This is a genomic window from Pradoshia sp. D12 (assembly GCF_008935075.1).
GTDB lineage: Bacteria > Bacillota > Bacilli > Bacillales > Pradoshiaceae > Pradoshia.
In genome coordinates this window covers 2,794,724-2,809,093 of sequence record NZ_CP044545.1, presented here as the reverse complement: position 1 = coordinate 2,809,093, position 14,370 = coordinate 2,794,724, and the positions used below count along the sequence as shown (strand labels likewise).

Annotated in this window: 12 protein-coding genes; 8 read left to right on the top strand and 4 right to left on the bottom strand. The window is 37.5% G+C overall.

Annotated features, from left to right (window positions below):
- Positions 1-30: 30 nt before the first annotated feature.
- Together F7984_RS13445 and F7984_RS13440 are read left to right on the top strand one after the other, a co-directional pair.
- Positions 31-525 carry a GNAT family N-acetyltransferase gene (locus F7984_RS13445; RefSeq protein WP_140462120.1) on the top strand — a complete coding sequence of 165 codons (495 nt, stop codon included), beginning with the start codon at positions 31-33 and terminating at the stop codon, positions 523-525.
- Between the two features lie 113 nt (positions 526-638).
- Positions 639-2,081: a DEAD/DEAH box helicase gene (locus F7984_RS13440; protein ID WP_140462027.1), complete on the top strand. Its 1,443-nt coding sequence runs from the start codon at positions 639-641 to the stop codon at positions 2,079-2,081.
- A 78-nt stretch (positions 2,082-2,159) separates the two neighbouring features.
- On the opposite strand, the gene F7984_RS13435 is transcribed toward F7984_RS13440, so the two are convergent.
- Positions 2,160-2,759 (bottom strand): kinase, encoded by a 600-nt coding sequence (locus tag F7984_RS13435; RefSeq protein ID WP_140462028.1) that lies wholly within the window; start codon positions 2,757-2,759, stop codon positions 2,160-2,162.
- A 315-nt stretch (positions 2,760-3,074) separates the two neighbouring features.
- On the opposite strand from F7984_RS13435, the gene F7984_RS13430 reads away from it, so the two are divergent.
- From F7984_RS13430 to F7984_RS13420, 3 genes are all read left to right on the top strand, one after another.
- Complete coding sequence (locus F7984_RS13430) at positions 3,075-5,111, top strand: Na+/H+ antiporter (RefSeq protein ID WP_066105025.1); 2,037 nt, start codon at positions 3,075-3,077, stop codon at positions 5,109-5,111.
- 155 nt (positions 5,112-5,266) lie between these two features.
- Positions 5,267-6,277, top strand: coding sequence for an NAD-dependent epimerase/dehydratase family protein (locus F7984_RS13425; RefSeq protein WP_140462029.1), 1,011 nt, complete (start codon positions 5,267-5,269; stop codon positions 6,275-6,277).
- 1,099 nt (positions 6,278-7,376) lie between these two features.
- The gene (locus tag F7984_RS13420; protein WP_225983731.1) at positions 7,377-8,483 is read left to right on the top strand and encodes a DNA/RNA non-specific endonuclease; all 1,107 of its coding nucleotides are present in this window, start codon (positions 7,377-7,379) and stop codon (positions 8,481-8,483) included.
- A gap of 170 nt (positions 8,484-8,653) precedes the next feature.
- Here the strand turns inward: F7984_RS13420 and F7984_RS13415 are convergent, their stop codons facing one another.
- Together F7984_RS13415 and F7984_RS13410 are read right to left on the bottom strand one after the other, a co-directional pair.
- Positions 8,654-8,869: a hypothetical protein gene (locus tag F7984_RS13415; RefSeq protein ID WP_225983606.1), complete on the bottom strand. Its 216-nt coding sequence runs from the start codon at positions 8,867-8,869 to the stop codon at positions 8,654-8,656.
- A 264-nt stretch (positions 8,870-9,133) separates the two neighbouring features.
- Positions 9,134-9,259 (bottom strand): DUF4023 domain-containing protein, encoded by a 126-nt coding sequence (locus F7984_RS13410; RefSeq protein ID WP_077248062.1) that lies wholly within the window; start codon positions 9,257-9,259, stop codon positions 9,134-9,136.
- Positions 9,260-9,379: 120 nt separating this feature from the next.
- Here F7984_RS13410 and F7984_RS13405 point away from each other — a divergent pair, with 120 nt between their 5' ends.
- On the top strand, positions 9,380-10,057 hold the full coding sequence (locus F7984_RS13405) for an NAD(P)H-binding protein (protein WP_139892497.1): 678 nt from the start codon (positions 9,380-9,382) through the stop codon (positions 10,055-10,057).
- 82 nt (positions 10,058-10,139) lie between these two features.
- On the top strand, positions 10,140-10,742 hold the full coding sequence (locus tag F7984_RS13400; RefSeq protein ID WP_066105014.1) for a DUF1836 domain-containing protein: 603 nt from the start codon (positions 10,140-10,142) through the stop codon (positions 10,740-10,742).
- Between the two features lie 57 nt (positions 10,743-10,799).
- Here the strand turns inward: F7984_RS13400 and F7984_RS13395 are convergent, their stop codons facing one another.
- Positions 10,800-11,183: a rhodanese-like domain-containing protein gene (locus tag F7984_RS13395; protein ID WP_225983605.1), complete on the bottom strand. Its 384-nt coding sequence runs from the start codon at positions 11,181-11,183 to the stop codon at positions 10,800-10,802.
- Positions 11,184-11,762: 579 nt separating this feature from the next.
- Between F7984_RS13395 and F7984_RS13390 the strand changes: the two genes are divergently transcribed.
- Positions 11,763-14,315, top strand: coding sequence for a vitamin B12-dependent ribonucleotide reductase (locus F7984_RS13390; protein WP_066105649.1), 2,553 nt, complete (start codon positions 11,763-11,765; stop codon positions 14,313-14,315).
- Positions 14,316-14,370 lie beyond the last annotated feature (55 nt).

Genomic DNA, 14,370 nt, shown 5'->3' with positions numbered 1-14,370 from the left:
AATATATTCTGCCTTTCAAATGAAAGAATCATGCTGAGAGAAATGATTAGTAGTGATTGGGTTGATGTACATAAATACGCATCACAAGATATCGTTTGTCAGTACCAGCCCTGGGGACCGAATACGGAAGAAGAATCGAAAAAATTTGTGAGCCAAGTAATCGAAGATTCAACAAAAAAACCAAGAGCAAGGTTTGTCTTCGCAATTATTTATAATGGAAATATGATTGGGGCTGGAGAGCTTACTATACGAAGTTTCACTAATAAAGCTGGAGAAATTGGCTATATTGTTAATCCGGATTATTGGGGAAAAGGAGTGGCGACAGAAGTCGCGTCTTTGTTAATTGAATTTGGATTTAAGGAACTGAACCTGCATCGTATATTTGCAACCTGTGACCCAAGAAATATAGGTTCAGCAAAGGTGTTGGTGAAAGTTGGAATGGTTAGGGAAGGAATCATTCGCGACCATTTGATCATGAGAGAAGGCTGGCGTGATTCATTATTATACAGTGTTTTAGAACGGTAGCCTGAGATTAGAGTATCGTTCTAATTTCGATTATTCAGTGCCAATCAGGTATAATGGATAAAAGCATCTCTCAAGTGGAGAATCAGCTAAGTAACCGAAAAAGAGGAACATACATGACTGAACATAGCTTCAATGATTTTAACATAAGTCCCGAAATTATTCGGGCATTAAGTAAAATGAATTATTTTCAACCGACAGAGGTCCAGCAAAAGGTGATTCCAATTGCGATTGGTAATCAGGATCTTATCGTAAAAGCACAAACTGGCAGTGGGAAAACAGCTGCGTATGGAATCCCGATTTGCCATCATATAGAGTGGATTGAAAATAAGCCTCAGGCACTTATCCTAACCCCGACCAGAGAATTGGCTGCGCAGGTGAAGGAAGATTTAACGAATATTGGCCGATTTAAGCGGATTAAAGCAGCTGCTGTTTATGGAAAGCAATCATTTGCTAAGCAGCAGCTGGAGCTTAAGCAAAAAAATCATATTGTTGTTGGAACACCTGGAAGAGTGTTGGATCACATTCAAAAAGGTACATTAAATGTTGATGAACTTCGCTATTTGGTAATTGATGAAGCAGATGAAATGTTGAATATGGGCTTTATTGATCAGGTTGAAGCCATTATAAATGAATTACCTAAGGAACGAATCAGCATGCTGTTTTCAGCAACATTGCCGGATGATATTCAAAACCTATCCAATCAATATTTAAAAGAACCAATCTTTATTGAAATTAACAAAAAAGAGATGACGACTCAGTTGATCGAACACTCTTATTATAGGGTCAAGCATGAAAAGAAAGCGGAGCTGCTAAGGAAAGTTACGACGATAGAGAATGCGGATAGCTGCATCGTTTTTTGCCGCACACAGGAACAGGTAAACAATCTGTTTGATACATTGGTTAAATGGGAGTATTCATGCGGTAAAATTCATGGTGGAATGTATCAAGAGGACCGCTTCGATGTTATGAATCAATTTAAACGGGGTGAGTTTCGATATTTAATTGCCACGGATGTCGCTGCGCGCGGAATTGATATTGAAAATATTACACATGTCTTGAATTACGATTTTCCAGTGGAAAAGGAATCCTATGTACATAGGACGGGAAGAACGGGCCGTGCGGGACATACGGGAGTAGCCATTTCTTTTGTAACTCCTTTTGATGAAGAATTATTGAGAGAGACAGAAGAATATATAGGCTTTGCTATTCAGGTAAAAGAGGAGCCAACTGAAGCAGAAGTAGAAAAATGCAGGCCGAATTTCGAATCAAAAATGTTCGAAAATGAGATAAAGGAAGATAAAACGACCGAATTAAACAGTGGAATTATGAAGCTGTTTTTCAATGGCGGCAAGAAAAAGAAATTGAGAGCTGTCGATTTTGTGGGGACAATTGCAAAAATTGAAGGCATATCTGCTGAAGACATTGGAATTATCACAATTCAAGACCAGGCTACATTTGTTGAAATATTGAACAATAAAGGTCCAATCGTCTTACAGGCTATGAAGAATAAAACTGTTAAAGGAAAGAAATTAAAGGTATATGAGGCATTTGAATAATAATAGGATGCTCACCGATCTAAACAGCCCTTCCGAATCGTTCGGAAGGGCTGTTTTAATTAGATCCATCCTAAAGATCTAATCATCATTCTTGATAACCAAATCAGCTCGTTCTAGCGGGGTAACTTTCTTTATATAATACTCTTCTGCTTTCCAGTATCGATTTTGAAATTTATCGATATTCTCCTGTGTGGTCTTACTTTCCCGGCTGAATCTAGTTACTCTGGAACAATCTAGGTAAATCATAAAATCAAAGAATGCTCTCCATTCTTTTCTTTGCAGAAATATACCTTCAACGATAATGAGGGAAGTTGCTGGAATCTGGATTACTTGCCATTTTTGCTTATCAGTGGTGGGGTCATATGCAGGGAGGAGTAACTCAGTTGATTTCTTTAATTGATTGAAAAAATTAGCTCTTAGCCACTCCGCGTCCCATTGGAGTCGGTAATATTCAATCCATTCATCGTGACCAGTGTGATAACGTTTATCTTTATCTACAATAAAATCATCAATATGAAAAAGGTGAAATGATAGACTCTGTTTCTCAAGTGACTGTTTCATTCTTTTGGTAAAAGTCGTCTTCCCAGAACGACTGAGGCCATCAATACCAAGAATAAATCTTTGTCCTACTTTAAGTTCGGGTAATTGATTAATTAGATTTTGTATATAATTCCCCAAGTATTTCCTTGCCTCCTGTACTTTGAGATTGTCCTCACTTAAATAAAAGAATTTGATTTTTCCGTTATTTAATCTCCTTTAGAAATATATTCCTTTATAATTATAGAAAAGGCAAAACAAAGGAGGCGGTTACGTGGATATTGTTAGACATTATAAACAGATGCCACCCACTTTTCAAACGCGGATCGATTACAACACAGTAATGAATCCGATTAAAGAGAAAAGTTTTCCACATATCTGAATGGGTATATTAATAAGTAGCCTCCTTTTGTGGCAGAATATAAAAATTATTAATATCGAGTTAGAGGGAGAATAATGGATTTACTTTTATCAATTATATTGCTTTTAGTCATGCTTTTAATATCGAATATTATTAGCCACTATATTCCATCCATCCCCACCGCTTTAACTCAAATAGCTTTGGGGATTTTATTTGCTTTATTCATACAGGATCTATCATTTGAGTTAAAAGCGGAATGGTTTTTGCTTTTATTTATTGCACCACTATTATTTAATGATGGACGTCGATTTCCACGCGATGATTTATGGAAAATGCGCTGGCCAATATTGGCCAATGCATTTATTCTTGTTTTTTTAACGACTATAATTGGCGGATATTTTATTAACTGGCTGATTCCCAGTATTCCGTTGGCCGCTGCTTTTGCTTTAGCAGCTATCCTTTCTCCAACGGATCCAGTAGCGGTGAACGGAATTGCCGAAAGGATTTACTTACCGACGATTATTTTACGTCTTGTTCGAGGCGAATCGTTGATTAATGATGCGTCTGGTTTAATTGCCTTTAATTATGCGGTTGCTGCGGTTGTAACAGGTTATTTTTCATTACAGGAGGCAGCAGCCGATTTTGTTTATGTGGTAATTGTTGGTGCGATTGCTGGTATTATCCTCGGATTATTAGCTATCCTAATCCGTTATTCACTAAGAAGACAAGGGATACAGGATGTCACCTTTTATTCTTTGCTGCAATTTGTAACGCCATTTATTGTTTATATTGTTTCAGAAGAAGTCCTGCACGCCTCTGGTGTAATTGCTGTAGTAGCTGCAGGTATTGTTCATTCCAGTTTAAGTGAAAAGACTGGAATGAAAAGTGCTGAGGAACAGGTGGTCACTGAGAATATGTGGTCGATCATCTTGTTTGTACTCAATGGAGTGGTGTTTTTATTATTGGGCTTGAGTTTGCCTTCTTCTATGAGAGCAACGGTAGAGAATCCTCTAATCAGCAATTGGCTTGTGCTCGGTTATGTCCTGGCGATTGGTTTGGCTATCATGATTATCCGAATTGTTTGGTCCTACTGCTTCTTAAGCATGGGTTATTACATAACTAACCGAAAAGAACAATCGAAGCCCAGCTGGAAAGTGGCCCTTCTAACCGGCTTGACCGGCGTACGCGGTGCAATTACGATGGCAGGTGTATTGTCAATGCCATACTTTGTAGCAACTGGAGATTTATTTCCTGAACGTTCTCTAATTGTATTTATAGCAGGCGGTGTTATTTTATTTACTCTTTTAGCTGCGACTATTCTATTGCCTCTGATCAGTAAAAAAGCCATTGAACCAGAGAATGATGAAGAGAAAGAGTTTTTAGATGCTCAGATGAAATTAAAAATATTGAGGACTGCCATAAAGCGGATTGAAGAAGAACTAGAGCCGGAGAATCAATCCGCTGGTTACGAGTTAATTGGTGAATATAAAAAGATGATTGAGCAAATTCGCTATGAAAATAAGGATTTAGAATTTATTAAGGTATCGCAAAAAGAGAGAATTGAGGCTCGCTTAGTTGGTTTAAGAGCAGAAAGACATTATATCCAGGAGGCTGCTGCTGATGGTTCTGTAAGTGAAGAGATTGTGAAAAGACTCGAGAAGTCCTTGGATATAAGAGAAAATTTACTCACAGAGAATTTCATGTCCAAAATAACGACTCTTTTTGGCCAATTATATAGGAAGTATAAGCAATATAAGCGTGTGATAACCAAGGAAAACGAAAAGACGGCAGTCCTGTTAAATGATATGCGGGATATTCAGATTCAGGCGACAAAAGCTGCCATTGAAAGTCTAGAAAAATATGTAGAGGAAACGAACAATTCACATGTTTCATCCATCATTTATGAGTATCGAAGAATTATTGATAAACTGAAGCAACCAAATAAAGCCCGTTCAAATAATAGTATGAAGGATCAGCAAAAAGAAGAATTACGTTTCAAAGCTATTGAAGCTGAACGAGCTGACATTCAGCGAATGTATGAAGAAGGCCAAATAAATCGCGAACTGGCTCAGGATTTACGTCGATTTGTGAATTATGTGGAGAGTGTTATGCTTCAGGAAATTGAGGAATAGGCTTGCAGGTGTTCTACCTGGGAGCTTTTTTGTTTACCGTTTAAAGGTAAAGGGAAATGTGAGTATAAGATTTCACATAAAATACATTTTTGGTCAAATATACCACTATCTTAGATGATAAAATTTAGGAGAATGAAATGGAGGAGGCAACCAACATGAAAGTATTTATGATTGGCGGTACGGGCTTATTAGGTGCTGAAGGCGCAAGGGTATTAATTGAACAAGGGCATGAAGTGGCAACATTGTCACTGCCACCTATCCCTGAAGGCAGTAACCTTCCTGAAGAAATGGAGATAACTCTGGGAAATTATTTAACATTGACAGATGATGATATTCGTAAATATTTAACAGGCTGTGACGGATTTGTTTTTGCGGCAGGTGTAGATGAAAGAGTAGAGGCACCATCACCAATCTATTCATTTTTTGAAAAATATAATATTACACCATTAGAACGGCTATTAAGAATAGCAAAGGAATGCGGTGTCAAACATTCAGTTGTACTGGGGTCGTATTTTGCTTATTTTAATAGAGAACTACCCGAGTATGAACTGACGAAGCACCATCCATATATAAGGAACCGTGTAGATCAGGCTAATATGGCTTTATCCTTCGGGGATGATGATATGAGTGTAGCCGTTTTGGAGGTTCCATATGTCTTTGGAAGCCAGCAGGGACGTAAGCCTGTTTGGGTATTCCTTGTTGAACAGATTCAAAATATGAAAGAAGCTGTCATGTATCCTGAAGGAGGAACAACCATGGTGACAGCGAAGCAGATCGGGGAGTGCATTGCTGGTGCCTTAATAAATGGGAAGACAGGTAATTACCCGGTTGGCTATTATAATATGGAGTGGAAAGAAATGCTGACCATCTTCCATAAATACATGGGAACACCGGACAAAGAAATCATAACAATTCCTGCCACTAATTATATTGAAGCGATGAAGGCGAAAGCAGAAAAACAAAAGAGTGCTGGAATAGAACTGGGATTGGATACGGCTGAATTCGCAAAAATCTTTACTAAAAATCTTTTCATTGATAAAAAGACAATTGTTGACCACTTTGGTGTACAGCCAGATGATATAGAAAAAGCCATCGGAGAATCAGTTCAGTTAAGTCTGGATATATTGGAAGGAAAAAAAGCCGTAGTTGATATGAAAGCTGAATAAATCTACATGAGAGAAAAATATATATAAAGGAAGGGAAGCTTTGTTTCCTTCCTTTTTGTTATGAAAAAGGTAATGGGTCATTATAAAGAACCTTAACAAAAGGCTGTTTCGTAAAGATTGTGGCTTTCGTATGGAAGGGGAAGTTGGTATGGTTCGTATTATATAGTTCAGCCAGAACTTTCTGGTTGAACTTTTTATATGGATTTATTCTATCAGTAGCCAGGGTAGAATTTACGGGGATGTGGGACTGATATGGATTTCCTCCGCTAAACTGTTCACCCCCTACTTGTATAAATATATATAAGGCTAGGTGGACTGAGATCTTGTATAACAAACGAAGCTATAATACTACTTGGAGGAAATAGGGGGGACTGGTGAATCTATCAGAGGAGTATAAAGAACGAACCCAATTGTGGGCGTAGATAGCATTTTAATAAATTAATGGAGGATTAGTTAAAGAAGAAGTAATATTTACAATAAAGAAAACACGCCGTTTTTTGGGGCGTGTTTTCTTTATCTTTATGCCATTTATGATATCAAAAAGGTTATTACTTCAGAGTATTTTTAGAAAAGCATCTCAAAACGTAAACCTTTGGATTGATTCTGGAGGTCTCTTCATAATTTTCCCGTTCTATTACTATATGGAAATAATATCTAGATTGAGTTCGGATTGCCGAGTGGTAAATAAGAATATGAGCTATTATGAAAAGCCTATTTGTTATCCATATTAATTACAAAAATAGAAGGAGGAAGAAAGATGGCTTTGTTGGTTGGACTGCTTTTAATATCTTTTCTAGGTCTAATCGTAGGTTTGAATGATCCGAACGTTGTTCTTTCATGGCTTCCAGAAACTAAAAGAAATAAGCCATTTGTGTGGCGGGTTTTTGGGGGCGCAATAGCAGTATCTTTTATTTGGATACTGTCACCTTCAGTAATTGATAATTTGCTTCTTATCCTATTTCTAGTATCTATCGCAGCTTTATTTGTGGGCTTAATTAAACCGAGCTTTGTTTTGAAGAGAGCTCCTGAAGCCAAAAGGTTGCATGTAGTAATGATTTTTGGTGCTGCAGCGATATTATGTATTACTTTAAGTTCAATAATTCCTCCAGTAGAAGAGTCTGCTGATAGTAGCGCACAGGTAGAGCAACAGCAAGAAGTAGGTACGGTTAAAGCAGAGGAAGAAAAAACTAAAGCGAAGGAAGAAGCAGAGGCTAAGGCAAAGGCGGAAGCGGAGGCTGAGGCGAAGGAAGAAGCGGAGGCTAAGGCAAAGGCGGAAGCGGAGGCTAAGGCAAAGGCGGAAGCGGAGGCTAAGGCAAAGGAAGAAGCGGAGGCTAAGGCAAAGGCGGAAGCGGAGGCTAAGGCAAAGGCGGAAGCGGAGGCTAAGGCAAAGGCAGAAGCAGAAGCTAAGACAAAGGCGGAAGCTAAGAAAAAAGAGGAGACACAGTTCTCAGGATACAAACTTATCAAAGTGGATGGTGGCGATTTATCTGGTTATCGTGAACCCAATGTTGTCGTGGATATCGGCTATGGGGATCGCAAATATTGGGCGTTTACTAATGAATACGGGCAACTAGTACGTGTCATTGCGGACGAGATTATTCTACAAGATGACAGTAGCGAGCCTGTAACATCATCTGGTAGATATTACTCTGATGAGGCAAAAGTTCCGGGTGTTGAAAGTGATAATTTTGATGAAGGACATATCATAGCTGACTCTCTAGGAGGGGTATCGAATGCTTATAATATTACCCCACAAGAAAGTACATTGAACAGGTATGGCGACCAAGCATATATGGAAAAAGTGATTCGTGATGCAGGTGGTGCGACAAATTTTGAAGCAATTATCACCTATCCGAATACAAAAACACAGGTTCCTTCAAGCTATAAGTATACGTATACCATCAAGGGCAACAAAGTTGTAGATAAATTTGACAATGTTAACCCGGATGAAGTAAACCAATCACTTGGTTTAACAGAAAGCAAGTCTTCTAACTCAACCAGTTCAAGTAAAAACTCAACTAGTTCAAGTGAAAACTCAATCAGTTCAAATACAGGCGGTAATATTTCTAGTGTCGATACGAACGGTAATGGTGAGGTGACGATTAAAGAAGCAAAAGATGCAGGTTTCAGTATGCCTATAACGAGTGACCACTGGTTGTACCCTTATATGCGGGATAACGATGGTGATGGGATGGTAGGTGAGTAGGCATCTAGACTATAGAAATATTAAAACCCTCCTAGTCAATAGGAGGGTTCTGTTGTGATAAAAATTACTTAAACTGAAAGAGCGTTAGTCCAATAAGCTACTTCCTTTTTGGTGGGGCTATTTTCATATTAACAAACATAATAACTAGCTAGAATCCTTACCCTTTCCAATCAACGCATTAGTTTGCCAGGTAACCGTTTAATCCCTTCGGTACAAATAATACTTCCTAAAACACCAACTAAAACGCTGGATGAAATAATTTTAAATGCATAATAAATACCTGTACCTGTTATAAAATCTAGTACTAAAAATTTTTTAATGGTAGACCACCTAATCGTATAGAAAACAACTTGATTATGTGTTTTGTTTTCATATTCTTTAATCACACCCAAATCATTTTTCCTAAGATATGAATATATAAGGTTGTTTGATTCCACTAACCTGCAATATAAGAAGGAGCAATATTATGAATTTTTGAGGGCTTTATAAAATAATGCTATCTAACAGGGAATTTTATGTTAATGGAAGTAATGGGTTTTAGTGGTACTACTAATAGGTGTTACTCTATTTATGGGATTAATCGTAAGAAAGGCTGGCAAGTAAGCAAAAAGCCATGAGAAACATAACTCATGGCATTCGATTACAAGGTATTAATGCTGTTTATTTGGAAGTTTTTTGCTTGGACGTCCATATCCTTGTTTAGCTTGGTTCTTTTCAGCCTTTTGTTGCTTTTCATGCAAATTTTCTACAAATTCATGAGTGCTTTCTTCTTTCATATATTTCATCCTCCCTCTTATGGATTTATAGTTATTTTCTCAATTTTAATGGAATTCATGCATGACGAAAATAGATTATAATAGAGGAAACGAAAATAAAGGGTAGATGGAGGAAAATAGATGACCGGTAAAGTAGGGTTAGTAATTGGGGCAACCGGATTAGTTGGAAAGGAATTGGTGACAACGCTTTTGGATTCACGTGAATTTGAGAAAGTGATTGTATGGGTAAGGACCAGCACGGGTATTCAACATTCAAAGCTTAGGGAAAGTTTTCCGGATTTTGAACAATTGGATCAGGAACCTCTACCAAGTGATGTTGATTGTATTTTTTGCTGTTTGGGTACAACCATTAAGAAAGCGAAGACAAAGGAAGCGTTTAGGAAAGTCGATTATACATACCCGTTGATGCTTGCAGAGAATGCTAAACAGCACCAGGTTCGTCAATTCTTAATTATTTCTGCAATGGGTGCTGATGAAAAATCCCATGTGTTTTACAGCAAAACAAAAGGGCAACTGGAGACTGCATTGAAACAGCTTCAATTAAACAGTCTAACCATTTTTAGACCATCACTTTTATTGGGGAATAGGCAAGAATTTAGATTGGGAGAGGGATTGGCAGCTTTAGTCAGTAAATCTTGCCCGTTTGTATTTAAAGGTCCTCTTAAGAAATATAAGCCGGTACAAGGAAAAATGGTGGCAGAGGCTATGTATATATGTGCGCTGCAGGATAAAAAGGGTATAAATGAAGTTGCTTCCTATGAGATAGAGCAAATTGCCAAGTATTCCGATAAATTATAAAATGCTAAAAGTTCACCATCCTTACAGAATCTGAATGGTTAATGTATAATAGAAATTACTATTAGTAAACAGAGGTTACAAAATGAAAAACAATGAAGAACTTATCAATCAACTGGGATTGCAAGATAAAATCACATTAGAGGATATACCAGATATTGATTTATATATGGATCAAGTCATTCAATTATTCGAGAGTAAATTCAAAATGTCTAAGCGGAATGATGATGAAAAAGTTTTAACTAAAACGATGATTAACAATTATGCCAAGGGTAAAGTATTTTTTCCTATTAAAAATAAAAAATATTCTAAGCGGCATTTAATAGTAATCAGCCTGATTTATCAGTTGAAAGGGACACTCTCTATAAGTGACATTAAAACGATTCTGGGACCCTTGAACACTAAGATAGTAGAGGAAGACTTACAGCTTGATGAGCTGTATTCCAGCTTTCTGCGCTTGACTGATCACAATGCTCATAAATTTAAAGAAGACATACTAGAGAGTATCTCTGAGGCAAAAGAAGAAGGGGTACATTTAGGCGGCACTCTGGATGAGTTCAATGGCGATGTTGAATATTTTGAGAAATTATTAATGATCGCTTCTCTTTCTCATATGAGCCAGCTGTATAAAAAAGCAGCAGAGAATCTGGTAGATGAATTTAACAGTGGTAATAAAACGAAATCATAAAAAATATCCGTTTAATTATAAAGAGCCAAGTGCATACCCTGCATTGGCTCTTTGATTTTATTTAGTTTTAATTTTACCCTTCCATTGTTTGAAGCCGCCCTCGAGTTGATAAAGTTCACGATAGCCTTTTTTATATAGCATCTGAGCAGCTCGTGTGCTTCTCATTCCGCTTTGACAATAAAGATAAACAGGTTTATCTTTGCGGAGTTCCTTCATACGCATTTTCAATTGTGTTGAAGGTATGTTGCGGGCTCCTAAAATATGTCCGCCATCAAACTCTTTTTGCTCACGAACATCTATTAACTGAGCTTTTCGATAGCCAGCTTTAAAGTCCTCTTGGGACAATGTCGTAACCATTTTTTTGCTGGAGAACCAACTGTAGATGGAATATCCAATGATCAATACAGCCAGAACAATTAATACGATTAATGATGTTGGCAATTCAATCCCCACTTTCTCTTTCTGTTCACTTTACTATTATACAGTTCGTATATTTGTCTGGCAAAAAAAATTTCTGGTAATAGTTTACGAATTTGTGATAAAAAATTATTGCATTTAGGAAGGTAGACATATTGTCTTTGGATTCAAAATAATGGTTATATCGATATAGCGTTATTAGAAAGGACAATAAGTTTACAAATCACTATAAATCAAGTATCGTGCATTATGGACAAAAATTTATTTTTTAGGAAAAAAATTTTGGGTCGAAAATGCAAAAATGCTGTTATATGAAGCATAGTTAAGCTTCATAATATGCAAGCTGAGATTTTGTTTATTTTGGTTCGAAAATAGTTAAAAAGAAGATTATATCTTTGATTTTCTTTACTTTTTGTAAAATTTTAATAATTGACAATTTTAGCAGAAGATGCTCCAGACACTATATGTGGTATGAATTATAAAAATACAAATACTATATGTTGAATTAAAATGTAGCCTATGATAACGTAGAGATATTCATTTAAGAACTTAACAAAGATAAATAAAAAAGAGATAATATTATTGGTTGAAGGAGAGATCAAATTGCCTACTGTAACAAATCGCAAGTTGTCTATAAATGTCGAAAGGTTAAATAAAGATATAGCCCTATTTCCGCAAGTTTTTCCGATTACTCCAGACATGAATAAGACGTATAAGGGTGTTTCAAGGCTTGTGATGATAGATCGCTATTCCTTCAAAGATACGGAAAAAATGACACTTAGTAATGGAGATTTTGTTGTACTTACCATTAAAGAAGACCCAAAATTTCCTGCCCGTGGACTTGGGTACATCCAACATATTGATTGGGAAGCCAAGAAAGCACATGTATTGGTTGAAGAAGAATTCCGCTCATCCTTGGACAAGCATGATGAAATTAAAACCGGTCTGATTTGTAAATCACTCGACGTCATTGAAAAACCACTTGAAATTTATTATGAACAGATTGCGAAACGGAATGCACGCGGTTTGGCTGAAGTTGAAAAAACGGAAGAGAAACGCAAGGAATGGTTTGATAAATTTTATAATGAATTAGTTCAAACGAATTTTATCCCGGCAGGACGTGTGCTCTATGGAGCCGGTTCTGAAACAGAAGTAACCTACTTTAACTGCTATGTAATGCCATTTATTAATGACAGCCGTGAAGGGATTTCTGAACATCGCAAACATGTGATGGAAATTATGAGTCGCGGAGGCGGTGTCGGTACGAATGGTTCCACTTTACGTCCAAGAAACACGCTTGCTCGCGGTGTAAACGGAAAATCCTCAGGTGCAGTATCCTGGTTGGATGATATTGCAAAATTAACTCACTTAGTTGAACAGGGTGGTTCCCGTCGCGGAGCTCAAATGATTATGCTCTCTGACTGGCATCCGGATATCGTAGAATTTATCATCTCAAAAATGCAAAATCCTAAAATTTTGCGCTTCTTAATGGAAGTCAGCAAGGATGAAGTAATTCGTAGACATGCATCTGAAAAATTGAAATTCACTCCGCTCACAATGCAAGAGGAAGCCATGTATCAAGGCATAGTCAATTATAAAAACATCTCGGGGTTTGGCGGATTTAATGAGGCAATCATTAAGGAAGCAGAAGAAAAACTTTCCGCTGGTGGAAATGATACTGTTCATAATCCAGACTTTTTAACAGGTGCCAATATTTCAGTGTGCTTAACAAAAGAATTTATGGAAGCTGTAGAAAATGACGGAGAATATGAACTTCGATTCCCGGATGTTGAGTCCTATAATGAAGAAGATATGAAAGCCTATAATGAAAAATGGGCTGATTGCGGTGATGTACGCGAATGGGAGAAACTAGGTTATGCTGTGCGTGTATATCGTAAAATTAAAGCTCGCGAATTATGGAATTTAATCAATATCTGTGCGACTTATTCTGCGGAGCCGGGCATTTTCTTTATCGATAATGCAAACGATATGACAAACGCTAAAGCGTACGGTCAAAAAGTAGTTGCGACGAATCCTTGTGGGGAACAGCCATTGGCTCCTTATTCTGTATGTAACTTGGCTGCTGTCAATCTGGCTGAAATGACAGATAAAGATCGCAAACAAGTGGACTTGGAGAAACTGAAACAAACGGTAAAAGTGGGCGTGCGCATGCAGGATAATGTTATTAACGCGACTCCATACTTCCTTGAAGCCAATAAAAAACAGGCTCTAGGGGAAAGACGCGTTGGCCTAGGTGTAATGGGTCTGCATGATATGCTTATTTATTGTGAAAAAGAATATGGTTCCGAAGAAGGAAATAAGCTGGTTGATATTGTATTTGAAACAATTGCAACTGCAGCATATGAGGAATCTATTGAAATCGCGAAAGAAAAAGGCAGCTTCCCATTCTTAGTTGGTGAATCAGAGGAAGAAACGAAAGAATTGCGCACACGTTTTATTAATACAGGGTATATGAAAAAAATGCCTGAACATATTCGTGAAGGAATCATGAAATATGGTATTCGTAACTCACATTTGTTAACAGTTGCTCCTACTGGAAGCACTGGTACAATGGTAGGTGTTTCTACAGGTCTTGAACCATACTTCTCATTCACATATTTCAGAAGCGGACGTTTGGGTAAATTTATTGAAGTGAAAGCTGATATAGTAGAAGAGTATTTACGTCGCAATCCTAATGCAGACAGCAATAATCTACCTTCATGGTTTATTTCTGCAATGGATTTAACTCCTGAGAAACACGCTGATGTACAATGCATTATCCAACGTTGGATTGATAGCTCGATCAGTAAAACGGTAAATGCACCGAAAGGATATTCCGTTGAACAAGTAGAACGAGTGTATGAGCGTCTATATAAAGGCGGAGCTAAGGGTGGAACTGTATACGTAGATGGAAGCCGTGATACACAGGTATTAACGTTAAAGGCTGAAAACGATACGGATCAATCCACTCAGCCACAACATACGAAGCAGCATGTTGTTCTTATCGACACAATTGATGCACTTGAATCAACAAGCGTAACAATCGGAAGCGAAGTTGGAAATACTTGTCCGGTCTGCCGCCAAGGAAAAGTGGAGGAACTTGGTGGGTGCAATACATGTACGAACTGCGGTGCTCAGCTTAAATGTGGATTGTAAATAAAAAATTGATATAAGTGATAAAAAGGATGGTAAAGATTAACGCCATCCTTTT